Genomic DNA, 26,946 nt, shown 5'->3' with positions numbered 1-26,946 from the left:
ATAACATGGAACCGCAGCAACGAATATATCCAATTGGAGTGCAGAATTTTGAGAGTCTACGCAAAGACGGTTATGTCTATATAGACAAGACAGCCCTTGTCCACCAATTGGCGGCCAGCGGTCGTTATTACTTCCTGAGCCGCCCGCGCCGCTTCGGCAAGAGCCTGCTCATTTCCACCCTCGAAGCCTACTTCCAAGGCAAGCGGGAACTTTTCGAAGGTCTGGCCATGGAGAAGCTGGAGAAAGAGTGGGTGAAACGCCCCGTGCTGCACCTGGACCTGAACATCGGAAAATATGATACGCCGGACAGCCTGGACCAGATTCTGGACAATGCCCTCTCGCAATGGGAAGCCCTCTACGGCACAGGGATAGCGGAAGCCACCCCGGCACTGCGCTTCAAAGGCATCCTCGAACGCGCTTACAAGCAGACAGGCGAGCGGGTGGCCATCCTCATCGACGAGTACGACAAGCCCTTGCTGCAAGCCATCGGCAACCACAACCTGCAACGTGAGTTCCGCAACACGCTGAAGCCCTTCTACGGGGTACTCAAAACCATGGACGGCTGCATCAAGTTCGCCCTGCTCACGGGAGTCACAAAATTCGGAAAGGTCAGTGTATTCAGCGACTTGAACAATCTGGACGACATCACGATGCGCGAGCCCTACGTCAGCTTGTGCGGAATCACCGAACAGGAAATCCACGACTACTTCGAAGCAGAAATCCACCAATTGGCAGCCGCACAAAAAATGACCTATCAGGAGGCATGCCAGGAACTGAAATCCTGTTACGACGGCTACCACTTTGTAGAAGACACGGAAGGCATCTACAACCCTTTCAGCCTGCTCAACACCTTCAAGTACAAGAAGTTCGGCAGCTACTGGTTCGAGACCGGCACCCCCACCTACCTGGTGGAGCTGCTCAAAAACAACCATTACGACCTGGAGCGCATGGCGCACGAGGAGACCGATGCCGACGTGCTGAACAGCATCTACGGCGACGAGGAGCCCATACCCGTCATCTTCCAGAGCGGCTACCTCACCATCAAGGGATACGACAAAGAATTCGGCTTATACCGCCTCGGCTTCCCCAACCGGGAAGTAGAGGAAGGGTTCATCAAGTTCCTGGTGCCGTTCTACACCCGTTTCTCGAAGATAGAAGCACCGTTCGAGATACAGAAATTTGTACGTGAGATACGTTCCGGACAACCCGAAGCCTTCCTCAAACGCCTGCAAAGTTTCTTTGCCGACACCCCCTACGAGCTGGCGGGCGAACTGGAACGGCACTACCAGAACGTGCTCTTCATCGTCTTCAAGCTGGTGGGTTTCTATACCCAGGCAGAATACCATACGTCCGAAGGACGGGTCGACCTCGTGGTAAAAACCCCGGACTATATCTACGTGATGGAGTTCAAGCTGGAAGGCACCGCCGAAGAGGCCCTCGCCCAGATAGAGGAGAAGCACTATGCCCTCCCCTTCGAAGCCGACCCACGGAAACTGTTCAAGATCGGCATCAATTTCAGCAACTGGACGAGGAACATAGAGAGGTGGATTATAAAAAGCAACTAAAGGACAGCATCATTGACAAACAAAAAATCACTCTGTGAAACTCTGTGTCCTCTGTGGTGAAAAGAAAGAACCGTAACCATTAGGAAAACCACGAGAAATTTCCTTTCTTTGCAATAGGAAAGAAAAAAAAGAAATGGACAGCAACATAGAAATCTATATAGAAAGCCTCGGTCCTGTACGCAATTCCCGGATAGAGTTGAAGCCATTTATGGTGTTTTCCGGTGAATCCGGTACAGGAAAAAGCTACACCGCATTGCTTGTGCACTACATATACAGAGTATTGTGCGGCAACGAGATATCCGATTTCTTCACCGAAAGAGACGCCTCGTATGACAAGCAAAAAGAGCAACTGCCCGATGCCGAACAAGGATTCCTCCATGAATTTACGCTACAGGAGTTTGAAGCATGGTGCAGCCGTTCTGCCATCAAATACGTGGGCGAGATGGTCGGGAATTATTCTTTGGAAGGAAAAGTCTCCATCAAATTCAACGGACTTCCTACAGACCGGTACAAATTCAGCTATGCCAAAGAAGTGCTGGAGATGGAAGGAGAAATGAAGTACTATGACACGGTGTCGATGAACGGCACCCCTCTCCGTCTCCCCCACGCCTCCACCGGATGGGGAGCGATTCCTTATGCAGTGCTTTTCACTGCCTTTATAAAAGTCATATTCAGAATCAACCAGAACAGCACATTCCTGCTCCCCCCTTCCCGCGGTGGCATCGTCAGCCTGAGCGACATCGGCAGAAATGTGCTGACCGGCATGTATAAAGAATTCATGTGGGATTTGTCCGACCTAAAAGCAATTTCACCCAAAAGCGAAACAAACAACGAGGAATACTCCACGCTGAGCCGGACATTGATAGACGGAACCATCAACCTCCACAACAACGACTTGTACTACGAACAAGCCTCCTATGGAGAAATCCCCATCCTGGCAGGTGCGGCTTCCATCAAGGAGCTTGCCCCGTTTGCCCTTATGCTGCAGAAAGGGTTGGTGAGCAACTACTCCATCATGTTCGAAGAGCCGGAGACCAACCTCCATCCGGAACTGCAACTCAAAGTGGCCGACATCCTGGCCCAACTCCTGCAGCAGGGATGCCGTTTCCAGGTAACCACCCACAGCGACTATTTCCTGCGCCGGATAAACGACCTTCTTCGCCTGCATTTATTAAAAAACAGGCTCAGCAAGGACGAATACGAAGCATTCTGCCAAGAGCACCATTACGACCCGGAAGTCACCATCCCGGCAAGACTTGTCAATGCGTACTACTTCAAGCGGAATGCAGACAAGACAGTTAGTATAACGGCACAAGATGCCCAGAGCGGAATACCTTTTGACACGTTCCGGTCGGTACTGGAAAACCAGTTAAGGGACAGTTCCTACGTTTACGACAAAATCTGTGAGCTGAATGAAGCTGCTTATAATAAAGCATATCCGAACTACGCCTCAAGCGGTGTAGTGGCCGGTTATACCTTTGACGAAACAAGCAACAGCAGCAAGCCCGACACATTCAAGCAACTGACTATCAACGGTATGAACGGTATTATCATTCCAAGCGTAATCGTGAAAGATGACACCTCCATTTTCTCCAATGCCGGTTCAAATGCCATCTTAAAAGAAGATTGCGACGGGATATTCCTCACGGAGCAAGACAAACAGAAGACCATTTACCTGTGCGAACTGAAAAGTTCGTTTTCCACCCAGCAGATATGTAAGGCCAAAGACCAAATCATAGCCTCCTACCTCAAGCTGCATTCATTGTTAAGCTTGTTGCAATCATATACTCCCGATGAATGGGTGATAAAAGGCATCATAGCTTCCTTTAAGCCGAATGAGGATGTACAATCTTATCTGTCCAAGCAGAAAGAAGTAGGCGACAAAGCGGGTAGTTTTTGCTACAATCTCTACAGGGACAAAAAATACCGTATGCCGGAAGCAAATTGCAAAAGATTTTATGCCCCGTTAAGTGCCGGAAATGACCTTGCACTACGTGGCGGTGCCGGATAAGCAAGCTGCATTTACAGTTGACTTGGGAAAATTGGTGTAAGTAATATACGCACAAAGCAACAAAGAGGAAGCATCATTGGCGAACAAAAAATCACTCTGTGAAACCCTGTGCCCTCTGTGGTGAAAAGAAAGAACCGTAACCATTAGGAAAACCACAAGGAAATTTGTTTCTTTGCAAATAGAAACATACCCCAAAGACAATAACATGGAACCGCAGCAACGAATATATCCGATTGGAGTGCAGAATTTTGAAAGTCTACGCAAAGACGGTTATGTCTATATAGACAAGACAGCCCTTGTCCACCAATTGGCGGCCAGCGGTCGTTATTACTTCCTGAGCCGCCCGCGCCGCTTCGGCAAGAGCCTGCTCATTTCCACCCTCGAAGCCTACTTCCAAGGCAAGCGGGAACTTTTCGAAGGATTGGCCATGGAGAAGCTGGAGAAAGAGTGGGTGAAACGCCCCGTGCTGCACCTGGACCTGAACATCGGAAAATATGATACGCCGGACAGCCTGGACCAGATTCTGGACAATGCCCTCTCGCAATGGGAAGCCCTCTACGGCACCGGGATAGCGGAAGCCACCCCGGCACTGCGCTTCAAAGGCATCCTCGAACGCGTTTACAAGCAGACGGGCGAGCGGGTGGCCATCCTCATCGACGAGTACGACAAGCCCTTGCTGCAAGCCATCGGCAACCACGACTTGCAACGTGAGTTCCGCAACACGCTGAAGCCCTTCTACGGGGTACTCAAAACCATGGACGGCTGCATCAAGTTCGCCCTGCTCACGGGAGTCACCAAGTTCGGAAAGGTCAGCGTGTTCAGCGACCTGAACAACCTGAACGACATCTCCACGGACAGGCGTTTCCTCAACCTCTGCGGCATCACCGAAAAAGAGCTGCATGAGAACTTTGAAGAAGAGTTGCACGAATTGGCCGCCGCACAGGATATGACATACGAAGAGGCATGCCAGGAACTGAAATCCTGTTACGACGGTTATCACTTCACCTACAATAGCGAAGGGGTCTACAACCCTTTCAGCCTGCTCAACACATTCGAGAAAAAAGAATTCGGCAGCTACTGGTTCGAGACCGGCACCCCCACCTACCTGGTGGAGCTGCTCAAAAACAACCATTACGACCTGGAGCGCATGGCACACGAGGAGACCGATGCCGACGTGCTGAACAGCATCTACGGCGACGAGGAGCCCATACCGGTCATCTTCCAGAGCGGCTACCTCACCATCAAGGGATACGACAAAGAATTCGGCTTATACCGCCTCGGCTTCCCCAACCGGGAAGTAGAGGAAGGGTTCATCAAGTTCCTGGTGCCGTTCTACACCCGTTTCTCAAAGATAGAAGCGCCGTTCGAGATAAAGAAGTTTGTACGCGAAATATGCGCCGGACAACCCGAAGCCTTCCTCAAACGCCTGCAAAGCTTCTTCGCCGACACCCCCTACGAGCTGGCGGGCGAACTGGAACGGCACTACCAGAACGTGCTCTTCATCGTCTTCAAGCTGGTGGGTTTCTATACCCAGGCAGAATACCACACGTCCGAAGGACGGGTCGACCTCGTGGTAAAAACCCCGGACTATATCTACGTGATGGAGTTCAAGCTGGAAGGCACCGCCGAAGAGGCCCTCGCCCAGATAGAGGAGAAGCACTATGCCCTCCCCTTCGAAGCCGACCCACGGAAACTGTTCAAGATCGGCATCAACTTTAGCAACCGGACGAGGAACATAGAGAGGTGGATTATAAAAAGCAACTAAAGGACAGCATCATTGACAAACAGAAAATCACTCTGTGAAACTCTGTGCCCTCTGTGGTGAAAAGAAAGAACCGTAACCATTAGGAACTCTCGAAAAAATTTGTTTCTTTGCAATACTCCAGATACATAAAACAAATGAAAACGCAGAAAGAATACATAGCATTGCTTAGTGAGTATTTTCATACCACTGCCATACGATATGGTATAGTCAAAATGGCGATTTTCGGTTCCGTATCTCGCAATGAACAGAAGGAAGATAGCGATATTGACATCGCATACGAAGGGGAGCCTGACATCTTTACACGTATCCACATGAAAAGGGAACTGGAACAGCTCTTTAAGTGCAAGGTTGATATTATCCGGCTGAGTAAACAAGTGACCGACTCCATCTTTGGTGAGAATATTTCAAAAGACCTGCTCTATGTTTGATTCTGCCCGCATATATTCTTTATTGGAAAGTTTTTCACTCGTCATCAAACAGATGAAAGAAGATTTTTGAGAGACCATTCTTCTGCTGATGCAGAGAACAGAACATAAACTTTTTGAGTCCATTCTTCATGGTAAGAATCGCAACAAGAAAGTTCTTCTGTCCCGTCTTTATAAAGCGAAATATAAAAAAATATTTTCTTGCGTTTTTTATATCGGCTGAAAAACAGCCAATAAAATTGTCGTGGTAAAAAAACACTCCGTGAAACACTGTGCCCCTCCGTGGTGAAAAAAAGCCACCCCAACCATTAGGAACTCTAAAAAAATAGATATAAACATCTCCGTACGCATTCTGACAATTTTGTTAATATTTTTATTGTTTTGAAACATGTCTATTCAATCACAAAATAACAAACGATTAGCCCAAAACACATTGATTCTGTATGCCCGCATGTTGTTTACTGTAGGCATCAGTTTCTATTCTACCCGTCTGATACTCGCTAATTTGGGAGTATCAGATTATGGTGTCTATAATGTTATAGGAGGCTTTGTGTCCATGTTTTATATGGTAACAGCCACCATGACACAAGCAGTGAGCCGCTTCCTTACATTTGAATTAGGCAGGAATGATGCGAAAAGGTTGCAGCAAACCTTCTCCACATCTGTTAATATCCTTCTTCTTCTTGCACTATTGGTAGTTCTGTTGGGTGAGACCATAGGTGTATGGTTTGTCTATACAAAGTTGAATATCGAGCCAGACCGTATGACCGCTGCAAATTGGATTTATCAGTTCTCCCTTCTCTCTTTTGTTCTTGAGATGATCAGCGTGCCTTACAGTGCTTCGATTATCTCACACGAAAAAATGGGAGCATTTGCCTTCGTTACCATAACCAAGGTCTTCTTGACATTTGGCATAGCCCTATCGCTTGCAGTCAGCCCCATCGACAAACTGGTGTTCTATGGGATTCTTGTACTTGCCGTATCTATTTCCATCCAATTGATGTACTGGATATATTGTAAGAAAAGATTTTCCGAATGCCAATATTCTACACATATTGACAAAGCCTTGTTCAAAGACATGTTCGGTTTTGCAGGATGGAACTTTCTGACGACCTGCGCTTCCATGCTAAGCAGTCAAGGAGTGGGCATCATGCTTAACATGCACTTTGGCACGGCAATCAATGCAGCCCGTGGTGTAGCTTCTCAAATCAATGGAACAGCAGGTGCTTTCTCTCGAAATTTCACTACAGCATTGAATCCGCAAATAACAAAATCGTATGCTGCCGGAGATATAGCATATACAACAAAACTGGTTTGCAAAGGAGCAAAGTTTTCATATCTGCTATTTCTTTTCATCGCACTTCCATGCATGTTCGAAGTAGATTTTTTTCTTGCCAAATGGCTGACTGAAGTACCTCCATACGCTGGCATTTTTGTCCAGCTGACATTTCTCAACACCTTAGTTGAAATACTGCTGAACTCAAATGAGACACTAAACAGAGCTTCCGGAAAAATCCGTAATTTCCAAATTATCATCAGTATGGCCCAACTGCTAATTCTCATTGTTTCCTACATAGTACTTGAAATAACAGGTAATCCCATTTTGACTGTAGCGGTTACAAATGTCATTTATCTGTTGATTTTCATTCCACGCATTACAGTAAACAAACCTTTTATCGGAATAACATTCGGATATTTTTTCAAACATACGTTAAGAGGAGTGATGATTGTAACCTGTATCTCAACTCTTGTATGCCTTGCATTCCTATCCAGCATGGAACAAGGGTGGATTCGTTTGTTCGGGACAGGCATAGTATCTACCCTAACAATAGCGATTTCTTCATGGTTTTTTGCCTTAACGAAAGGTGAAAGAGAGAAGATAAGTTCTTTTGTCAGAAAGAAAATTTACGCCATAAAACAAAACTAATGTTCAGAAACAGAACTACATTAATGTGCCTCTCCATTTTGGGAGTCATTTGCTATCATCTGTGCCTACGTGGCATACACATCGGTCGGTTGAATGTAGGATATGCCGGAGTAGATATCTTCATGTTGCTGAGTGGATATGGCATCGCTAAGTCGCTTGCCCGCAATTCCATAAAACAATTCTATATACACAGGCTCCAGCGAATCCTTCCATTGTGGATTATCATGATAAGCTCTGCGTGTATAATAAATTTAACATTAGGGGGGGGGGATTTTGGTTTAGAGACATTCCTACTTAATATCACATCACTTTCATTCTATTACAACCCAGACTTGCTGCCCGAATGGTATCTTTCCACCTTGCTTCTGTTCTATGCTGTTAGCCCGTTATTAAAAATGCTTTTGGAAAAATATAGTTGGAGATTACTGACACTCGTCAGTTTGGTCGTTGTCTTAGAAGGAGAATTTTTAGGAACCGGAAGATGGCAGTATGATAATGCTGTCGCTCGTTTCCCTCTTTATCTGCTAGGTATGCAATGTGCCCTCAATAACAAAGAAAATTTGCCTTATAAAGTCACCATTCCCTTGTTTCTATTAAGTATTGCCTTCTTTTTTCAGGGACATCATTACCTGTTTTCCGCATGTGCTGTACTCTTCACCGTTCAAATAGCAAATATACTCATTGACAGATGGGGAATCTTAAAGAACAAACTATTCAATTGGATTGGTTCACACACTTTGGAGATATATGTCGGCAATACAATAGCAGCAATAATAGCCGAGCAGATTTTCTCTCCCGAAATGAATATTTTAACAAAACTTTCCATTGACATAATGATGACTATAAGTCTATCTCTGCTACTTTGGAAACTTAACTCACAAGTACATGAAGCACTAAAAAGTTACAAATCATAAAATGCATAAATAATGAATCTAAAAAAAAGCTTGATATTCAGTAATGTGTTTTTTATCATACTAAGTTGTTTCTTAATGACAAAGACACATACATTCAGCAAGTTGTTTCCTAAAGAAAACAATCATTATGACTATTGGGCTGTGCAATCAGCTGTCAATGGTTGGGATAGAACTATAGAATCCTTAAACATAGACAGCGTAAATGCTTGTTTTCTAGGCAATTCCATTACATGGGGGGGGGATTTTCGAGGGCCTTCCCTGATAAAAAAATCATCACATTGGCATTCCCCGGTGACCATTTGAAAGGGATAGCTTCCCGAGTCTCCATGATGCGACATTTCAAGACTCGTAATGTATTTCTTATGGGAGGGATAAATGGATTGAACAACGTTCCGCTGGATAGTACGAAAAGCATGTTCTATAATACCATTGACAGCATTAAAAAATATGCCCCTGAGGCAACTATTTATGTACAGAGCATCTTGCCTTTGAACAATAAACTTAAAGATGACGGACTGAAAGTTAACCCGAAAATCATTGTTATCAATGATTTTCTCAAGAAAAACGAGTCTGCCTGCGGATACGTCTATATAGACTTGTATTCCCTTTATGCAGTAAATGGTGAACTGCCGTTGAATATGACCAAAGACGGCATTCACCTGAATAGTGATGCTTATAAAATTTGGTACAATAAAATAACCCCTTATTTAAAATGATAAGAAAATATTGGCAATATATAAAATGTACACTTCTATACCATTTTAGCAAGGACATCCTAATCGGTAAGGGCACAAAAATAAAATGGATAAAATATGGAATTAAAAAAAGAAGTGGAAATAAACTTATATTTGAGAATTGTTGCATATTCCATTGTAATTTCAAAATAAACGGGAGTAACAACACAATTGTTATTGATAAAAATGCCAATATAGCCTACTGCCATTTTTCTATAGTAGGTGATAACAATGAGATTCATATCAGCGGCACTACAGGTATTATGACAATTACTTTACGTGGAAAAGGATGTAGCGTACAGACAGGGGAAAAAACAAGCATTGAGAGTTGCTATATGGTTTGTATGGGAGAAAACAATTCTATAAATATTGGTGACGACTGTATGTTCAGTGGAAACATAGAAATATGGAATAGCGACACCCACCTGATAACAGACCTTATGGGCAACGGTATTAATCCATCACAACCAATAGTCATTGGCAATCATGTATGGTTAGGCAAAAACGTCAAAGTACTTAAAGGAACAACCATAGGTGATGGTGCTATTGCAGGAATGGATTCTGTTATAACTAAAAATATTCCGCTCAATTCTATTGCAGCTGGCAATCCTGCCAAAGTTGTCAAAACAGGCACAAACTGGACAAAAGGGTTTATCAACATATAAAATACAATCATGCCAGAAAATAAACTTTACGTAGTAAACTACGCTGATGCCACTTTTGAACACGCCCGCCGGATAAACTCAGCATCAGCTGTAAAAACGGGCAAAGCCGACACTGTATTGGAATATTCCCCCGAAGACATTCAGGATTTCATAACCGCTCATCCTGATATATTCAAATATAAGCGTGGTTTCGGTCTGTGGGCATGGAAACCATACGTTATATATGATACTCTTCAAAAAATAGAAGACGGAGCTTGGATGTTTTATTGTGATAGTGGAGCAGAATTCATAAACGATATCCATTATTTGATTAATCAAGCAGAGAACGACCATAAGAATAAAATGGTATTTCAGCTAACTTGGGCATCTGCTCATCAATATACAAAGTCTGAAACTTTTGAGTGGATGGGGTACGATGACAGAAAACATTTTCAAGTACTCGCTACTTGTTCCTTATGGCAAAAGACACCAGAGAATCTTACTATTGTAAAAGAATGGCTGGATGCTTGCTGTGAAGAACGGTTAATTTCTCCCAAACGTTTTGATGAATCGATTCCTGAGGATCCTGAATTTATTAGCCATCGTGAAGATCAGTCTATATTCGACATCGTGATTCGCAAGCACGGCATACGCCCCTATCGCGACCCGTCGGACTACGGTCTGCGTAGCTACTTTTGGCAGCCCTTAGGGAAAGACGAACGAAAGAGCGACTATCCCGTAATTATATTGTCATTCCGGCGAGCCGATGCAGCGGAATACAAAAAGACGTACTTCCAACGATACCACCTGTGGCGACTGTGCTTAGGTCATTATGGCATCTATCGACGGGCTAAAAAGCTGCTAATAAAAGCCGGGATATTAAGGCGCGAACCTTCAGGCTTAGGTATATAACACCTATCGAAGAAAATTGGGTACATACTACAGGTTATAGAATGGTAAGTTCACATCATACCTTTGTGCATTTGGAATTAAATTATAAAAGGATATTTAAAAATTCAAGGAATTTATGAGACTTAGATTTTTTGGCCCAGGTGGTCGTATATGGCGATTGATATTTCAAACAAGACATTTTATCAAATCATTGAAATACAATAGATTACACAAAATAGGGGGGGGTAAAAACAAGAACCTATATTTCTATGTAATCGGTATTACAATGAAAAGCGAAGGCTTCTTCAGTATGGTAAACAAAACAAGAGCACATATAATGTATGCACTTGACAATGGCCTGACACCAGTTGTCAATTGGAGGGATTTCCCGAATCCATACTTGCGCAACGATGGCACAAACCCATGGGAATACTTTTTTGAGCAACCCTGCGGGTATACGCTAAATGACGTGTACGGTTCAAAACATGCAAAATTCAGCATAGACAGCCCTTTCCCTAATCGCAAATATACGATATGGGATGTTTCATCTGCCGACAAAGCCACAAAAGAAAAACTCAAATCCGTTGCAACGGAATATATCCGGCCCCAAAAAACATTAAAGGAGTATTTTTTGAAAGGGCTACCTGATGCTTTTAACGGAAACAACCGCATTGTTGCATGTATATGCCGTGGAACGGACTATTTTGACACACCTTTGATTGGAATTGAGAAACAGCCCACTCCACAAATGGCAATCGAACAAGTAAGATGCATGATGAAGAAACATAACTGCAACATGGTTTATTGCGCTACGGAAGACGAACGCATATACCGGATGTTCGAAAAAGAGTTTGGCAGGAAACTGATACCCAATACCCAGGAAAAATACGGGGACAACCATGGCAAGTTGTTGATGCAAATAAATAGAGAAGAGAAACGTGACATCCTTGAAATCACAAAGCAATATTATCGCTCCATGTATATTGTTTCACAATGTGACTGTCTTGTTGCCGGAGTTGTGAGCGGCACAAACGCCGTGTTGTGTATGCCCAACAAGTTTAAGGACACTTATATCTTTAAACTCGGCTGTGTCACGGAAGAAGATGTAAAAGAATACAGAACATTATGGGATTAACATATATCAAAAGCAGTTTTCTTCATCCGGTAAAAATGAAGTGGTATGACCTCCAGATAGAAATTATCGGAGCATGGAAGTTTTTCTTAAAACAGCAAAGTGCTTTGGAAAAACAGCTTATTAAGCAATATTATGGTACAAAGGTACAAGCTAAGAACTGTTGTGTAATATTCCAGTGCGACGGTCATATCTATCATTTTGGATTGGCTGATAGGTTGAAAGGCATTTGTAGTCTATACACGTGGTGCAAAAAAAGAAACAAACAGTTCCGTATAAACTTTGTGACACCGTTTCATTTGGAAAAATACCTGCAACCCAATAAATACGACTGGAGCATATCTTCCGAACAGGTACGATATGATACCGGCAGTACCCCGCGGGTATGCCTTATGGAGCCACGGACTTGCAACAAAGCCGATGTCGTTGGCAACAGCCGTCGATATCTGAGAGAATGGATGGAGAACAAACTGGTTGACTGCACGAAGCAACTGCATGTCTACACCAACATGAATTATGCTACCAATAAGGAATTTTCCGTTGCGTTCAATGAACTGTTCAAGCCAGCTCTAAAACTGCAAAATGAAATAGACTATCATTTATCTCAGATACAAGGGACATTTATATCAATCTCTTTTCGTTTCACTACCCTATTGGGCGATTTTAAGGATTGCACCGGCAAACCGTTGCCCATGGAAGAACGGAAAGTACTGATAGAGAAATGTCTGAATGTAGTTGCTGAAATAAGGAAGAACGCTCCGGCACATAAAAAAGTACTTGTCACAGCCGACAGTCCTACATTTGTGGACAGAGTAAAACACTTATCCGATGTCTACGTCATACCTGGCAAGGTGGGGCACATAGACTATCAGTGTGATGATGATGTAAACATGAAAACATTCCTCGATTTCTTTATGATTTCCAAGGCAGAAAAGGTCTATCTTGCACGGACTGGCAACATGTATAATAGCGCATTTGCCAAAACTGCGGCTATGGTAAATAACAAACCATTTGAAGTATATGAGTTTTAAAACCAACGATATGATTTTTCCAAAAGTTTCTATATTAGTTCCCGTATATAATGTGGAAAAATATCTCCAACGCTGTGTGGATTCTGTACTTGCACAGGATTTCACGGATTGGGAAATGATACTTGTTGACGATGGTAGCCCTGACCGTTGCCCGCAGATGTGCGATGAATATGCACAAAAAGATGAACGAATAAAAGTGGTGCATAAAGAGAACGGAGGATTGGTTTCAGCACGAAAAGCAGGATTTGAACATGCCAAAGGTGAATATTTGCTATTTTTGGATTCGGACGATTATATGTTACCTTATGCGTTAAAAATATTATACAAATCAATTTTGAGCAAAGGAACAGACATTGTAAAAGGGGTACATCTTTTAAAATATTCTGATAAAGAAATTGTAGATTTTCCCTCAAAACGTAATTGCATTATAAAAAATCAAAATGAATATGTCCAAAGTTTATTGAATTACGAAATACATCCATACATGTGGGGCGGTATCTATCGCAAACACCTTTTCAGTTCAGATATATTCAAGGAACTTATGGATTTCTCTGTAGGTGAAGATTTATTAACCAACCTTTCTATCGCAAAAAACATAAAAACATACTGTACAATTGACTGCATTCTGTATGTAAATGGGGTAAATGCAACATCTATGATGCACTCTAATGTATTGTCATACGATTATTTAAAGCGAGAAAACAGTAAGATACGTTCAATCGTAACAGGTTATAATGAAGAAACTGACAATGCTGCTGCAAGACACTCCATTCTATCTTACATTAAAGCCTTGTTTACACCTGAACTAAAATGGAACGATGAAATCTATGACGAAGTACGCTTGTATGCACAATCTCATCACAGCGAGTTGTATCAGTACATTGACAATAAGTTCCTTCACTTTATTAATAACAAGTTTATATACAAAATATATACACAAATATATAAAACTCTATTTTTCAACTTACGTCTTCATAGAAAAAGGCGGAAAATAATATATTAAGACCATGAAAAAATTATTTATATATGCCACATGCTGGCGATTTATACTACATTGGATTTATTTCAAAACAGCAAAAAACCAAAGTATAATATCAACCGATTTGAAACGTAATAGTAAGCAGTTTATGGGAGGAAATGAATCTGATGGTTTTTTTGCACTATGCTATCTCATGACCTTCTATTCCATGTTCAGGAATATATTTTATGCACGTGTTGGAAAATATCATCATTTTTATGCCAAATTCTTAGAAATATTCGCTGCACCACAGAAATTCTTGGATATTTCAGAAACTTCTGAAATCGGCGGGGGGCTACTTGTCCAACATGGATACAACACGATTATTTCTCCTGCCAAGATGGGAAATAATTGCTGGATAAACCAGGGGGTTAGCATCGGACATCGCACCGAAGTGGGGCAACCAGAGATTGGCGACAATGTGAGAATTGCCGCTGGCGCTTTAGTGCTCGGAGCGCTAAAAATCGGGCGAGGGGCAACTGTCGCTCCCGGTGCTGTAGTGATGCGAAATGTTCCTCCTTATGCCATTGTCATGGGAAATCCCGCCAAGGTTATAGGATTCAACATGACTCCTGAAGAGGCGGCAGCATTTGAGGAAAAAGAATATTCGGAAGATAATCGAATTCCACTTAAGAAATTAGAAAAGAACTACAATAAATATTATATAGACCGCCGAGAGGAAATTGCTACAATGATGTAATATTCATAACTTATCAATAAAAATGTACACGTTAAAAGAATACAAAAGAGCGATTAAAAATAATAATCAAGAAGGGAAAAAATTGAAAATCGCAATTGTTGGTGATACTGCCACACAGTTTCTTACAACAGCCATTCATGGCGAAACGATATTGCGCGGTTACAATACGGATATTTATGAGGCTGACTATAACCAAGTGGAATTACAAGTGATGAATCCACAGTCTGAGTTACATGCTTTTGAAGCTGATTATACTGTGATATTCCAATCAACACACAAACTGGTAGGATATCATAGTTCATTGGACAACCAAGAACAAGAACTGTTGGCGCAGGAACGGCTGGACTTTGTGAAGACTATTTGCGAACAGCTTTCGGGACGAATTGTTTATTATAACTATCCGGAAATAGATGATGCCATTTTTGGTAGTTACTCATCTAAAATATGCAGTTCACTGAATTATCAGATATGTAAACTTAACATGGGGCTCATGGAATTGTCACAGCAATATCCACAATTGTTTATTTGTAACCTTTCAGGGATACAAGCCAAATTAGGACGTGACATGATGTTTTCACCTTCTGTATATACAAATACAGAAATGGTGCTCAGCATAGACAGCCTGCCATACGTGGCCTCACGAACTGTTGATATAATAACCGCTGCAGAAGGCCAATTCAAGAAATGCCTGATTATGGACCTTGATAACACGCTATGGGGTGGTATTGTCGGCGATGATGGCTGGGAAGGCATACAATTAGGTCATGGTTTAGGCATTGGAAAAGCTTTTACAGAATTACAACAGTGGATAAAAAAACTGAAGAATAGAGGAATAATACTTGCTGTATGCTCTAAAAATGATGAAGACAAAGCAAAAGAACCCTTTTTAAAGAACTCCGAAATGGTGCTTAAACTGAATGACATTGCAGTGTTTATTGCCAATTGGGAAAACAAAGCTGACAATATACGTACCATACAACAGATACTAAACATTGGTTTTGACTCGATGGTTTTTATTGATGATAATCCGTTTGAAAGGAATATAGTAAGGGAACATGTGCCGGAAATCACAGTACCAGAACTACCAGAAGATCCAAGTGAATATTTAGAGTATTTGTACTCATTGAACTTGTTTGAAACCGCATCTTACAGCACAGATGATAAAGACAGAACTAAGCAATATCAGATAGAAGCACAACGAGTTTCCTCCAAGAACAGCTTTACTGATGAAAAGGATTTCTTGAAATCACTGAATATGCATTGTGAAGTGAAAGGGTTCGACAAATTCAATACTCCCCGTGTGGCACAATTGTCACAACGCAGCAACCAATTCAACCTTAGAACTATAAGATATACGGAAGATGAGATTGTTGCTATCGAGAACAACAATGATTATGCAACCTTCTCTTTCACACTGAGCGATAAATTTGGCGACAATGGGCTCGTATGTGTCATAATAGCAAAGAAATTGGACACAGAAACTCTATTTATCGACACATGGTTCATGAGTTGCAGGGTGCTGAAACGCGGAATGGAACATTTTACTCTGAACACACTCGTTGAATGGGCACAGCAAAACGGATACAAAAAAATCATAGGCGAGTATCTGCCTACTGCTAAAAACAGAATTGTAGCAAAACATTATCCTGATCTTGGTTTTAAAGCACTTGAAGGAACAAACACTGCACAGTATGTGCTATATGTCAATCGTTATGAACCTAAAACATGTTATATAAATGTCAAAGACTGATTTATTTAAAAATATGCAAACTGTAAAAAAACAGTTTGTTGTCACACAAGATGTGTACGTTGCATTCCAAAAATGCAGTGGAGATATGAACCCATTACATACTGACGACTCTTTTGCCAAAGAAAAAGGATTCCCGGAACGCGTGATGTATGGTAACATTATCAATGCTTTTGTCTCAACACTGATTGGCATGTGTTTACCTACACCCGATGTAATAATCCATTCACAGGAGATTCAATATAAGAGCCCGGTGTTCATGAACGATGTGCTGACAGCTGAGATGAAAATGAATGATATTTTTGAAAGTGTTAACGCTGTTGAACTGAAATTTTCGTTCAAGAATGCAACTGACAAGATTGTTTCAAAAGGGAAAGTTCAAATAGGAATATTGGCATGAATATCTTAGTAACAGGAGGCACCGGTGGTGTCGGTAAGGCTGTAGTGGATTTGTTAGCTACAGACTGCAATAACCTTGTATATTTCACATACAGGGGTTCGGAAGAAAAAGCTCAGGAAATCACTTCCATTTATAAAAACGCCATAGCATTCAAATGTGATCAGACCAAACCGGAAAACGTTCGTCAATTATGCGAAGCCATTAAAACCTGGGATCTCGATGCATTGGTAAATAATGCTTGGACAGGAACTCCGGAAGAGATAAGATTCCATAAGTTAACAAATGAGATACTTCTTAAGGGCTTTAATAACAACATATTGCCACTGGTAAACATTACTCAAACAGCCTTGGAGACATTCCGTAAAAAGAAGAGTGGAAGAATTGTAACGATTCTGACAGCCTCGCTTGTGGGTACGCCTCCATTGGGCTACGGTAAATATGGAGCAGAGAAGGCGTATGTAGAACAATTGACAAAAACATGGAGTAAGGAATACATAAAATTCGGAATAACAAGTAACTGCGTATCTCCAGATTTTATGCAGACAAGTTTCACTTCTAATACAGATGAACGTATCTTAGAACAAATGGTGACCAATCATCCATTGAAAGAAATACTGGCTCCAAAACAAGTGGCAGAAGTCATTTTTGTCGTTACTCTACGCGCCAAAACATGTCAATGGTGTAAATATACCTATAAATGCCGGAACAAATATTTTATAAACTTTTTAAAATCAAGAAAAATGGAAAAAAATGAAATCATGGCGGAGATTCAAGAAATCTTCCGTGACATATTAGACAATGAAGACCTGGAACTGACAGATGATACAACATCAGCAGATATCGATGAATGGGATTCACTAAGCCATATACAATTGGTTGTAGCTATCGAAAAAAGATTCAAGCTGAAATTTACTGCCGCACAGATTAGTGGATGGAAAAATGTAGGCGCAATGTGTCAAGATATTGCAGAAAAAATCGGTCAATAACACACAGCAGTTCATTTATGGAGTTATTTAATGTAATATTTTTATTTTCTCTAATATTTACATTTAAGAAAACAGGGAAGGGGGGGGGGGAGAATGTTTTGATCTTGAGACATGCAATGTCCTAAAAGGAATAGCCATAATAGGAGTATTCATAGGGCATTGCAGTAAAGTGTTTACAGGAGTGTTTCTATATAAGCTATTTTGCTCGTTAGGTCTGTTCTCTGTCAGTCTATTCTTCTTTATTTCGGGATATGGGCTGATGTGCAGTATAATAAAAAAAGGAAAAGATTACCGACATCTTTTTCTCGAAAAAAGAATCTTTCCATTACTCATCACCTATTTGCTATCCATATTACTATGCTATATGACTACAGATTATAGCCATTTGACATTAAGAAATATAGTATTATGTGGATATGTACCCTTCAGCTGGTACATTTTATCAATTATTGCACTTTATCTGATAACATATATTTCACTATTTATAAGTGAAAAAGGGGGCGTGGTTATTATTATCGTCTCCTTGTTATTATGCACTTTTATCATATCAGCTTCGCTAATTAACAATTTGCCATACCCTTTATTGGGAGGTGGACAAATGATAACGTTTGTTATTGGAATGATTGTGGCATTTTTCAACAAACTAAAAGTTATCCGAGGAGGATACTTATATATAAACATTCTATTATTCTCTCTTTTTTGGTGCATCCAACTTACAAGCAAATACGTACATTACCATCCCGTTTTATATGATATGGGACAATACATTATGTCTTATACTTTTCCTTTCGTAATTTTCGGATTACTAAACTTTTTCTGTTTAAGAGAAAGAATGAAAAGTATATGGCTTCGGATACAAAAATATACATTGAAAATATATCTAATCCATGGATGCATTCTGTACTATGCATTAGAAAACAAGATTTGGGGTATTAATAGTGAAGTGGCTATTTTTGTTATCTTAGCAATCACATTTTTGTTGGCATTCATTTTCAAAAACATACAAAAGACAATCATTCATCATATTGGTAAATGAACAATTTAAAGTTAGTCTATAAAGACATTAAAATAAGCTGGGCGAAAAAGTTTCGTTGGATTACGGCTTTCTTCCTGTTGTGGATATACAGAACCATATTTATGCCAGCGGGAGATGGTGGCTTTGCACAGGCCTTGCAAATCATATCTCTTTTCGGTATGTTATTTATTGTATATTCTCATTGGCAAAGGAAAGTTGTGGGAATATTCAGAGTATCGAATCCACCGATACGTACATTGCTGCTATTATATTTCTATGCGTTGTTGAGTGCCACATGGGCGTTCATGCCTGCATTTTCCGCATTCTTGAGCATACAGAATTTCATACTTATGGTTTTGACTTTTTGGCTGCTAAGCATACCAAAAACATTTAACGGTGTGGAAAGGAATTTGGTATATCTCATTATGTCAATGGCCTTTTTCAGTGCTATCGGTGGAAGATACAATGTAGGATGGCCTATCTTCATCCATTTGCTGCAAACGGGGACCTGTTCTGCCATGTGTTTTGCCTATTGCTTTGCGGAGTGGATAAAGGAAAAGAAAGACAAGAAGCGCCTGAAGTTTTTTAGGATAGCCATGCTGGTTAGTCTCGTATTGCTTATCACAAGTACATCGAGCGGTGCTAACGCCTCGTGCATTGCCGGCATCGGTACAGCCATGCTATTCAGTGGCCATGCTGCATGGGGAGCTTTAATAGCATGTGTAGGCGGCATTGCATATATCTTTCAGGATCAACTTATGGACTTATTATTAATTATCATGCCAGGCAAAACGAGGGAAACGATTGAAAGTGCCACCGGGCGCGACCGGTTGTGGAATCAGATACTGCATTTTGCAGCTCAAAAGCCCATATTCGGATGGGGATTTGCCTGTGCCGAACGCGTGGTATCTGTCAAAGGGACGGTACTTTCTCCTGATGCGCACAACAACTATATAGGTTTCTATGGCAGTTTAGGGTATGTGGGGTGCGTATTGGCCGGACTGCATTTCGTGACCTCGCTTTTTTCTTTTTTCAGTAACAGCTTGAAACGCGGCTACTTGGGGCTCATGTGTGCATGGTGGTTGCTTTGGTCAACGGGTATTCCTACGGTTTCCTTTCGGGCAAGGCATGTGTCATCACAATTGCTTATTTTGCCATAATAGTTGCCGGTTATCATTTCAAAAGAGCGCAACGCCTTGAACAATTGAGACGAAAATGAATAAAGATTTAAGTACAAAAATCAGCATTGCAGGTTTTATCTGTACGCTAATGGTAGTGTACAGGCATTCACTCAACTACCTTGCATTCTTCCACTCATGGAGTTCACAAGGATTGAGCGGAACAGTGGAAGACTTTTTCATGCGGCTTACCCAAATAGCTGTTCCCTATTTTTTCATGGTATCCGGATTCTTTTTCTTGGGAAAAAACTATTATAATCCGCAGGACTATAAAAGAATGATACATAAAAAGGTAAATACGCTACTCATTCCTTTCATCATCTGGAATGTAATTGGTGCTTTATGCTTGTTACCCTTTGACAAAAAGGCTGTAGGCACAAACGTTCTTTCTGTGATTCAAAATCTGTTCACCAGCCATTGGTACGGTCCGTTGTGGTACGTCAGGGATTTGATGATTGTAATGGTGCTATACCCAGTATATGGATGGTTGTTCCGTACAAAAACATCGTTACCGACATGGATGGTTATTGCCATGTTGTTCTACCTATGGGTGCCCATAGATTGTTCTGTCTTATCCTCCGAATGTTTAATGTTTTTTGCATTGGGAGGATTGATAGGCAAACACCCGGAAGTGCTATCTGTCAGGATGCACCTTGTGTCAACTCTTGTCATCTCAGTTATCTGGCTTACAGCCTGCTTTACCGGATTTATGACTTTCAACGATTGGACACACAAGCTGACTGATATGACAGGTCTAATAGCGTTCTGGCAACTGCTGAATCATATACCGAAGACATGGCGGCAGAAAATGCTACATCTTTCAACCTTCTCATTTCTCATCTATGTAACGCATTTCTATCCTATGAAATTGCTCAAACAAGGTATCGCGCACTTCTTCTATGGCAACGACATCATTGCAACTGCTACATACATATTGCTGCCGATTATGATTTCATACTTAATAATACTTATAGGACAAGGCTGGGTTAAATTGTCCAAGAAAACTTATTCTTTAGCAACAGGAAACAGAATATGAAAGAAACGATATACCTTACCCGCGATGAGAGCAATATAATAAAGGGGGTGCTTATCATACTAATTGTATTGGGACATAATCACTTTCTTATGGATGGAGAATATATAAACCTGCAAATCCAGTTATACAAATTCCACGTTATAGGATTCTTCATATTGCCATTCTTCTATAAGATGAAAGGTGACACGAGTTGGGGACACCTGAAAGACATCATTATCAGGAACTGGGTGCCTTATTTATGGATTTTGTCAGTTTGTTATCTTATAAATTGCATTTATTTCCATAAAGCCGGGTTGGAATGGGGGCACATATCAGCTATTCTTTTGGGTACACAGACACATTTGAGCAACTACTACAATTTTATATTCCCTTGGTTTCTGCCCACCTATTGTTCGTTCTTTATCCTGTACCTTTTGTCGTTGAAACACAAGTGGCTCTATGGAATAATGGTAATATTGTCCGTTATCACATGGGGATGCACTTGGGAAGAATTTTATTGGTTCAAGAACACAATGCCCTTAGGCATCGGACTGGCAATAGGATATTTTGCATACGGCTGGTTGGCATCTGCTTTAAACAGCCTATCTGCCTATATGAAATATATAGGAGCCGTTGTGTTTGTTGCAATAAACATATTACAGTTTATGGACATACGTGTACCTATGGGAAACATCTTACTTGTGCCGACATTCTTTCTGTTCTTATTGGCATTGTTGCCACACCTTAATTTCAAGTGGTTAAAAACAATAGGAGAAAATTCCTTGGGAATATATTTGTTCAATATGTTCATCATAAATATTTTATGTATGCTGTTACCCAACAACCTGATGACAGGTGGATTAATATTTATCACATCTATCTGTTTATCGCTATTCCTTTCTATATTTATTAATAAAAGAACATTCTTAAAACGAATATTGTTTCCAAGCGGCATTAAGGATATAAAAAACTGCTTTAACACAAAATAGTATGAAAGTATTATATTGCAATCCGATTTTTTTAGACTACAGACTGCCTTTTTATAAAAGACTGAACGAATTATTTGATGACAATTTTTATGTAATGTATTCTACTACTCGTTACAAAATGCGCCATAATGAGCATTTGCTAAAACAAATTCCTGAAGTTTTGGGTAAAAACGCCCTGCCCTTTGAGAATGAAAGGCTTTTCAATACTCATGAAATGTCTTTTAAAAAATATAATGGTGAAAAGGGGAAAAGAATTCCTATCACAAAAGGATTGTACCGAACCATTAAAAATATAAAACCAGATGTATTGATTACAGAGGGATTTTTCCAATGGACACCCTTACTAATCCTATATTCTTTTATCCATCAAACTCCTATATTCATGGGCTATGAGCGCACTTGCCATACAGAGCGTAATACAACGTGGATAATGAATCTATACCGAAAATTCATAAATAAGTTTGTGACCGGATACCTTGTAAATGGAAGCGAAACAAAACGCTATTTGCTGCAATTAGGTATCAAAGAAAAAAATATATTCATTACCGGCATGAGCGCTGACAGCACATTGCTGAGAACAGGTATCGCATCGATGACAGACGATGAAAAAAAATCATTGAACTGCAAATTCGGAAAAGGCATAAAATATTTATTTGCAGGGCAACTTGTAGAAAGAAAAGGGGCTAAATATTTATTACAAGCATGGCGTCAACATATAAAGAAGCATCCTGATGATTCTTTAATTTTATTAGGAGACGGCCCATTGGCTCCTTCCTTAAAAAAATCTTTCGGAGATATGGGGTCTGTTCATTTCTTAGGAAAAATCCCTTATCAGGAAGTATATAAATATTATGGTATCGCAGATATTTTCGTATTACCCACTTTAGAAGATAACTGGAGCCTGGTGGTACCTGAAGCTATGTCTTGCGGATTGCCCATTGCAACCTCTATCTACAACGGATGTCATCCTGAACTCGTAAAGAAGGATGCTAACGGAATAACATTCGACACGTATGACATCCTATCCATTGCAAATGCTTTGGAATATTTCCACCACCATGATTTGAAAGCCATGGGACAGGCATCCATTGAACTTGAGAAACCATTTAACACAGAAAATTGCGCACAACGAGAATATGAGGCCATTGTGCAGAGTATATGCAAGGACATAAGAAAATGAACAATATCAACAATGTACACAATTGTGTAGGATGCCTATCATGCGTTGACAGATGCCCGAAACATTGTATTCACATATTCAATGATTCCTTGGGACATATACATACGCATGCAGAAGAGACACAGTGCATCGACTGCGGCTTGTGCGTAAAAAGTTGCCCAGCTATACAGAAATCCAATTATAGAAAACCGGATAAGGCGTATGCTTTGTGGAGAAAAGACGACACACTAAGACGTCAGAGTTCTTCGGGTGGATTGGCTGCGGCATTGTCTGAACGGATGATTGCAGAAGGGGGCGTTGTTTATGGATGCGCTTTCGAGAAACCGTTTTCCATAAAGCATGTCCGTTGCTCATCTGTAAATGAATTGGAAAAGTTGAAAAACTCAAAATATGTACAGAGCGATTTGACGGGCATCCACTCGCAATTGATGAGTGATTTGAGGAGCGGAAAGAAGGTCTTATTCATCGGTACACCATGTCAAGTGGCTACTGTGATGCTATACGCTAAAAAAGTTGAAACCAATCTGTTCACTGTGGACGTTATTTGCCATGGAGTTCCGTCCATGCAACTGTTCAAATCAAGTTTGCCTACTGATATCGCAAAATGTAATATTGATAAATTAACTTTCCGAGACGACACAACCTACAGGTTAAAGATGTATAAATCAGAGGAAATAATTTATAACAGAGAATTACATACAGACTTATACATGAAAGGCTTTTTTAAAGCTGTTTTTTGTCGAGACTGTTGCCACGAATGCAAATATGCCCAGAGTGAGAGAGTCAGCGACCTAACCATCGGGGATTTTTGGGGAGTGGACAAATCCAAAATACATACGAACACTGACTACGGATTGTCACTTGCTTTAGTCAACTCTGAAAAAGGTCATGCCATGCTTCGGAATATAGCTTCAGAGGTGAATATGGTGGAAAGACCGGTGGAGGAAGCCATTGCCGGCAACAAGCAACTGAGGTTCCCTATGAAAAAGACATGGCGGACTAAAATATTCAAAAAATTGTATCCTGTTTGCGGATTCAAATACTCGGCTGTTTGCTCTATGCCCGACATTGTTCTTAAGAATATGATTATAAGAAAATAACCGATATGAAAATAAATACTCTCACTACATACGATGTCTATAATTATGGTGCATCATTGCAAGCCTATGCCTTGCAACAATACTTGATGAGGTTGGGGCATGAGGTGGAAATCATCAATTACCAGCCCCATTATCTGACCCGTAAGTATGATTACAAATGGGTGAACCCGGAATCAAAGTTAAGCAAATATGCCTTGACACGCGCCGCCTATCGGGTGATGAAATACCTGCAACGCCAAACAACCTTAGGCAGAAAACGGATGTTCGACATCTTCAACCATCAGGTACTAAAGGAAACACCCGTGAGATATACTTCGTATAAAGTCCTCCGCAATAATCCCCCTCAAGCCGACCTTTATGTAGTGGGAAGCGACCAGATATGGAACGTGTTTTATGAGACGGGACGCGACCCGGCTTTCTATCTTGACTTTGTGACAAATGGGAAAAAAGCATCCTATGCCGCCAGTTTCTCCTACGTGGACATCCCGCAAGCGGAGAAAAAAAGAATTGCCGGGTATCTCCAGACATTTGATGCTGTATCAGTTAGGGAAAGCCACGGGTTACAACTGCTTAGGGAGATGAACATCCCGGGAGAATGGGTTCTCGATCCTGTATTTCTGCTGTCCGTAGAGGAATGGAAGTCGCTGATGACGGATTACCGCAAGACGGAACCTTACCTGCTGGTATATGACTTTGAAGGGAACGATGCGTTGAAAGCCTTTGCACAGCGGTATGCACGGCAACACGGGTTGAAAATTTACAATATCAATGACACGTATCCACGGTTATATGCTGACAAGAATTTCTCAAAAGCGGGTCCACGAGAGTTTCTTTCACTGATTTACCACTGCGATGCGTTTGTGAGCAACTCCTTCCACGGCACAGCCTTCTCGATAATGTTCCACAAGCCCGTTTATGTATTCAACCGTCATCGACACAAGGTGAACTCGCGCATGGAGAGTTTGCTCGACCTTTTCGGGCTGAAAGGCTGCATTGAACCGAAGAGCGAACAGGTCTTCGACTGGGAGGCCATTGAAGTCATAAAAAAGAGGAATTTGGATAACTCTGTGAATTATCTTAAACAACTGGTAGAACAGTGAGTTACTGTTATTGTAGCCTAACTCCCGATGGCTCCCGTGAAGATAGTAGAACATTCATTGCAGTTTGGCGCTAATATAAGTCAGATGGTTGAGACTACTTGCAGGCAGTAAAGCGGGATGTTTGTCATCCAGTCCTGCTCGCGGTAATCCGACATGGAGAAGCGGAGAGCGGGATACAGATTGTATTTCTGCGAGAACAAGCGCAGACTCTTTGACTTAAGGTTCTCTTCGGCTTTGACCTCAATAGGAATAACAGTGTCGGACCTCTGCAAAAGGAAGTCTATCTCGCCATTTGAATTGTCCGACGACCAGTAGTATATGCCAGTATCTTTACAGGAGAGCAATTGCTGAAGCACATACTGTTCGGTGAGGCCGCCTTTGAATGCTCCAAGGATGTCGCTACCGTCAACCACCGCTTGCGGACCGAGTTCGCATAAGGCGCAGAGAAGACCTATATCAAGAAGATACACCTTAAAGGAAGATGAATCCATATAAGCTTTCAAAGGCAACTCGCCCTTCTTTGTGCGACAGACCTTATGCAACAATCCGGCATCGGACAACCACTCCAAAGCCAACTCATATTCGCGTGCCCGGGCTCCTTCGCGAACAAGCCCGTAGATAAATTTCTTGTTTTCCTTGGCTAATTGTGAAACCACCGAGTTCCACACAAGCCGGATGCGGGGCACAAGACTCAAAGGGGCGTGCTTGGAGAAATCGTTGTCGTATGAACTGATGAGCGACAACTGGATTTGCCGGACTGCCGCAAGGTCTTTGGTAGACGAGTATACGGAAACGGCCCGGGGCATTCCGCCCACATAATAATAGAGGCGCAAAAGGTGGGTGAGCTTGTCTTTCACACCGGTTATGAGCTCCCATTTCTTTTCAGAGATGATTTTGGAAAAACGTTCATGGCCTGTTGCCCATAAGAACTCCTCGAAATCCATCGGATACAGGTCTATAAAATCCACTTTCCCCACGGGGAAAGAATCATTCTGGTGCATGGAGATTCCGAGCAACGATCCGGCAGCTACCACGGGCTGTGAGGGTAATTTCTCGGCAAAATATTTCAATGCTGTTATCCCATGAGGAGCCTCTTGTATTTCATCCAATATAATCATCGTGTCGGACGAAATGTCCGTGTCTTTTTGGATGCTGATGCGCTCCAGAATACGCTCCATGTTGAAATCTTGCTCAAAGATGTCACGTAATTGTTTGTCATCCTCGAAATTGATATAGACCGAACCGGCGGCACGGCCTGATGCAAAATCCTGTATCAACCAGGTTTTACCTACTTGACGGGCGCCACGTATAATAAGTGGCTTACGATCCGGGGAGGCATACCATCGCCCTAACTCAGAACTGGCTTTTCTTTTCATTATTGCTACGTATCGTTATTGAACTTAAACATACAATGTTTGGCTGCAAAGTTACAGTTTTTTTGATAGACGGGTATCTTTCCGCCTGAAAACGTGTAAAATT

The 26,946-nt window shown here is 41.5% G+C and carries 23 protein-coding genes and 2 pseudogenes; 24 read left to right on the top strand and 1 reads right to left on the bottom strand.

Going from position 1 to position 26,946, the window contains the following annotated elements:
• Positions 1–5 precede the first annotated feature (5 nt).
• The 24 genes and pseudogenes from JCM16496_RS16080 (at position 6) to JCM16496_RS15950 (ending at position 25,467) form a co-directional block, all read left to right on the top strand.
• The gene (locus JCM16496_RS16080) at positions 6–1,565 is read left to right on the top strand and encodes an ATP-binding protein (RefSeq protein ID WP_025835576.1); all 1,560 of its coding nucleotides are present in this window, start codon (positions 6–8) and stop codon (positions 1,563–1,565) included.
• A 133-nt stretch (positions 1,566–1,698) separates the two neighbouring features.
• The gene (locus JCM16496_RS16075) at positions 1,699–3,576 is read left to right on the top strand and encodes an AAA family ATPase (protein ID WP_025835575.1); all 1,878 of its coding nucleotides are present in this window, start codon (positions 1,699–1,701) and stop codon (positions 3,574–3,576) included.
• 205 nt (positions 3,577–3,781) lie between these two features.
• The gene (locus JCM16496_RS16070; RefSeq protein WP_025835574.1) at positions 3,782–5,341 is read left to right on the top strand and encodes an ATP-binding protein; all 1,560 of its coding nucleotides are present in this window, start codon (positions 3,782–3,784) and stop codon (positions 5,339–5,341) included.
• Positions 5,342–5,475: 134 nt separating this feature from the next.
• On the top strand, positions 5,476–5,769 hold the full coding sequence (locus JCM16496_RS16065) for a nucleotidyltransferase family protein (protein ID WP_025835573.1): 294 nt from the start codon (positions 5,476–5,478) through the stop codon (positions 5,767–5,769).
• Between the two features lie 430 nt (positions 5,770–6,199).
• Positions 6,200–7,693, top strand: a complete 1,494-nt coding sequence (locus tag JCM16496_RS16050; RefSeq protein WP_128809671.1) for an MATE family efflux transporter — start codon at positions 6,200–6,202, stop codon at positions 7,691–7,693.
• Positions 7,693–8,607, top strand: coding sequence for an acyltransferase family protein (locus JCM16496_RS16045; protein WP_025835570.1), 915 nt, complete (start codon positions 7,693–7,695; stop codon positions 8,605–8,607). The genes JCM16496_RS16050 and JCM16496_RS16045 overlap by 1 nt, the downstream gene beginning before the upstream one ends.
• A gap of 230 nt (positions 8,608–8,837) precedes the next feature.
• Positions 8,838–9,323, top strand: coding sequence for a GDSL-type esterase/lipase family protein (locus JCM16496_RS16040; RefSeq protein ID WP_128809670.1), 486 nt, complete (start codon positions 8,838–8,840; stop codon positions 9,321–9,323).
• On the top strand, positions 9,320–10,006 hold the full coding sequence (locus JCM16496_RS16035) for an acyltransferase (protein ID WP_025835566.1): 687 nt from the start codon (positions 9,320–9,322) through the stop codon (positions 10,004–10,006). Before JCM16496_RS16040 ends, JCM16496_RS16035 begins: the two co-directional genes overlap by 4 nt.
• A gap of 9 nt (positions 10,007–10,015) precedes the next feature.
• A complete protein-coding gene (locus tag JCM16496_RS16030; protein WP_025835564.1) occupies positions 10,016–10,897 on the top strand; it encodes a hypothetical protein in 882 nt (293 codons plus the stop codon).
• 115 nt (positions 10,898–11,012) lie between these two features.
• Entirely contained in the window at positions 11,013–12,011 is a 999-nt protein-coding gene (locus JCM16496_RS16025; protein WP_128809669.1) for a hypothetical protein, read from the top strand.
• Positions 12,002–13,039: a hypothetical protein gene (locus JCM16496_RS16020; RefSeq protein WP_025835560.1), complete on the top strand. Its 1,038-nt coding sequence runs from the start codon at positions 12,002–12,004 to the stop codon at positions 13,037–13,039. Before JCM16496_RS16025 ends, JCM16496_RS16020 begins: the two co-directional genes overlap by 10 nt.
• Positions 13,029–14,042, top strand: a complete 1,014-nt coding sequence (locus JCM16496_RS16015) for a glycosyltransferase family 2 protein (protein WP_244440437.1) — start codon at positions 13,029–13,031, stop codon at positions 14,040–14,042. The genes JCM16496_RS16020 and JCM16496_RS16015 overlap by 11 nt, the downstream gene beginning before the upstream one ends.
• A gap of 4 nt (positions 14,043–14,046) precedes the next feature.
• A complete protein-coding gene (locus JCM16496_RS16010; RefSeq protein ID WP_025835557.1) occupies positions 14,047–14,757 on the top strand; it encodes a serine acetyltransferase in 711 nt (236 codons plus the stop codon).
• 22 nt (positions 14,758–14,779) lie between these two features.
• Complete coding sequence (locus tag JCM16496_RS16005; protein WP_025835555.1) at positions 14,780–16,507, top strand: HAD-IIIC family phosphatase; 1,728 nt, start codon at positions 14,780–14,782, stop codon at positions 16,505–16,507.
• Positions 16,494–16,904, top strand: coding sequence for a MaoC/PaaZ C-terminal domain-containing protein (locus JCM16496_RS16000; protein WP_025835553.1), 411 nt, complete (start codon positions 16,494–16,496; stop codon positions 16,902–16,904). Before JCM16496_RS16005 ends, JCM16496_RS16000 begins: the two co-directional genes overlap by 14 nt.
• The gene (locus tag JCM16496_RS15995) at positions 16,901–17,890 is read left to right on the top strand and encodes an SDR family NAD(P)-dependent oxidoreductase (protein ID WP_244440436.1); all 990 of its coding nucleotides are present in this window, start codon (positions 16,901–16,903) and stop codon (positions 17,888–17,890) included. Before JCM16496_RS16000 ends, JCM16496_RS15995 begins: the two co-directional genes overlap by 4 nt.
• A 127-nt stretch (positions 17,891–18,017) precedes the next feature.
• Positions 18,018–18,926 (top strand): annotated as a pseudogene (locus JCM16496_RS25060) (acyltransferase family protein); the annotation flags it as partial.
• 377 nt (positions 18,927–19,303) lie between these two features.
• A complete protein-coding gene (locus JCM16496_RS15975; protein WP_159102466.1) occupies positions 19,304–20,065 on the top strand; it encodes an O-antigen ligase family protein in 762 nt (253 codons plus the stop codon).
• Between the two features lie 55 nt (positions 20,066–20,120).
• Entirely contained in the window at positions 20,121–21,119 is a 999-nt protein-coding gene (locus tag JCM16496_RS15970) for an acyltransferase family protein (protein ID WP_025835545.1), read from the top strand.
• Positions 21,116–22,087, top strand: coding sequence for an acyltransferase family protein (locus tag JCM16496_RS15965; protein WP_025835543.1), 972 nt, complete (start codon positions 21,116–21,118; stop codon positions 22,085–22,087). The genes JCM16496_RS15970 and JCM16496_RS15965 overlap by 4 nt, the downstream gene beginning before the upstream one ends.
• A gap of 1 nt (position 22,088) precedes the next feature.
• The gene (locus tag JCM16496_RS15960; RefSeq protein ID WP_025835542.1) at positions 22,089–23,267 is read left to right on the top strand and encodes a glycosyltransferase family 4 protein; all 1,179 of its coding nucleotides are present in this window, start codon (positions 22,089–22,091) and stop codon (positions 23,265–23,267) included.
• Positions 23,246–23,419 (top strand): annotated as a pseudogene (locus JCM16496_RS25055) (hypothetical protein); the annotation flags it as partial. The gene JCM16496_RS15960 and the pseudogene JCM16496_RS25055, both read left to right, overlap by 22 nt.
• A gap of 54 nt (positions 23,420–23,473) precedes the next feature.
• Entirely contained in the window at positions 23,474–24,367 is an 894-nt protein-coding gene (locus tag JCM16496_RS15955) for a Coenzyme F420 hydrogenase/dehydrogenase, beta subunit C-terminal domain (RefSeq protein WP_244440435.1), read from the top strand.
• 5 nt (positions 24,368–24,372) lie between these two features.
• Positions 24,373–25,467: a polysaccharide pyruvyl transferase family protein gene (locus JCM16496_RS15950; protein ID WP_025835538.1), complete on the top strand. Its 1,095-nt coding sequence runs from the start codon at positions 24,373–24,375 to the stop codon at positions 25,465–25,467.
• Positions 25,468–25,547: 80 nt separating this feature from the next.
• Here the strand turns inward: JCM16496_RS15950 and JCM16496_RS15945 are convergent, their stop codons facing one another.
• Positions 25,548–26,843, bottom strand: coding sequence for an ATP-binding protein (locus JCM16496_RS15945; RefSeq protein ID WP_025835536.1), 1,296 nt, complete (start codon positions 26,841–26,843; stop codon positions 25,548–25,550).
• Positions 26,844–26,946 lie beyond the last annotated feature (103 nt).

Source organism: Bacteroides rodentium JCM 16496 (assembly GCF_000614125.1).
Taxonomy (GTDB): domain Bacteria; phylum Bacteroidota; class Bacteroidia; order Bacteroidales; family Bacteroidaceae; genus Bacteroides; species Bacteroides rodentium.
Note: the sequence above shows the minus strand (reverse complement) of the source record. Positions and strands in the feature narration are given on the sequence as shown.

Excerpts from the sequence above, each read along its gene's own strand:
- JCM16496_RS16080 (WP_025835576.1), top strand. The coding sequence starts at position 6 with ATGGAACCGCAGCAACGAATATATCCAATTGGAGTGCAGAATTTTGAG.
- JCM16496_RS16075 (WP_025835575.1), top strand. The coding sequence starts at position 1,699 with ATGGACAGCAACATAGAAATCTATATAGAAAGCCTCGGTCCTGTACGC.
- JCM16496_RS16070 (WP_025835574.1), top strand. The coding sequence starts at position 3,782 with ATGGAACCGCAGCAACGAATATATCCGATTGGAGTGCAGAATTTTGAA.
- JCM16496_RS16065 (WP_025835573.1), top strand. The coding sequence starts at position 5,476 with ATGAAAACGCAGAAAGAATACATAGCATTGCTTAGTGAGTATTTTCAT.
- JCM16496_RS16045 (WP_025835570.1), top strand. The coding sequence starts at position 7,693 with ATGTTCAGAAACAGAACTACATTAATGTGCCTCTCCATTTTGGGAGTC.
- JCM16496_RS16040 (WP_128809670.1), top strand. The coding sequence starts at position 8,838 with ATGGGGGGGGGATTTTCGAGGGCCTTCCCTGATAAAAAAATCATCACA.
- JCM16496_RS16035 (WP_025835566.1), top strand. The coding sequence starts at position 9,320 with ATGATAAGAAAATATTGGCAATATATAAAATGTACACTTCTATACCAT.
- JCM16496_RS16030 (WP_025835564.1), top strand. The coding sequence starts at position 10,016 with ATGCCAGAAAATAAACTTTACGTAGTAAACTACGCTGATGCCACTTTT.
- JCM16496_RS16025 (WP_128809669.1), top strand. The coding sequence starts at position 11,013 with ATGAGACTTAGATTTTTTGGCCCAGGTGGTCGTATATGGCGATTGATA.
- JCM16496_RS16020 (WP_025835560.1), top strand. The coding sequence starts at position 12,002 with ATGGGATTAACATATATCAAAAGCAGTTTTCTTCATCCGGTAAAAATG.
- JCM16496_RS16015 (WP_244440437.1), top strand. The coding sequence starts at position 13,029 with ATGAGTTTTAAAACCAACGATATGATTTTTCCAAAAGTTTCTATATTA.
- JCM16496_RS16010 (WP_025835557.1), top strand. The coding sequence starts at position 14,047 with ATGAAAAAATTATTTATATATGCCACATGCTGGCGATTTATACTACAT.
- JCM16496_RS16005 (WP_025835555.1), top strand. The coding sequence starts at position 14,780 with ATGTACACGTTAAAAGAATACAAAAGAGCGATTAAAAATAATAATCAA.
- JCM16496_RS16000 (WP_025835553.1), top strand. The coding sequence starts at position 16,494 with ATGTCAAAGACTGATTTATTTAAAAATATGCAAACTGTAAAAAAACAG.
- JCM16496_RS15995 (WP_244440436.1), top strand. The coding sequence starts at position 16,901 with ATGAATATCTTAGTAACAGGAGGCACCGGTGGTGTCGGTAAGGCTGTA.
- JCM16496_RS15970 (WP_025835545.1), top strand. The coding sequence starts at position 20,121 with ATGAATAAAGATTTAAGTACAAAAATCAGCATTGCAGGTTTTATCTGT.
- JCM16496_RS15965 (WP_025835543.1), top strand. The coding sequence starts at position 21,116 with ATGAAAGAAACGATATACCTTACCCGCGATGAGAGCAATATAATAAAG.
- JCM16496_RS15960 (WP_025835542.1), top strand. The coding sequence starts at position 22,089 with ATGAAAGTATTATATTGCAATCCGATTTTTTTAGACTACAGACTGCCT.
- JCM16496_RS15950 (WP_025835538.1), top strand. The coding sequence starts at position 24,373 with ATGAAAATAAATACTCTCACTACATACGATGTCTATAATTATGGTGCA.
- JCM16496_RS15945 (WP_025835536.1), bottom strand. The coding sequence starts at position 26,843 with ATGAAAAGAAAAGCCAGTTCTGAGTTAGGGCGATGGTATGCCTCCCCG.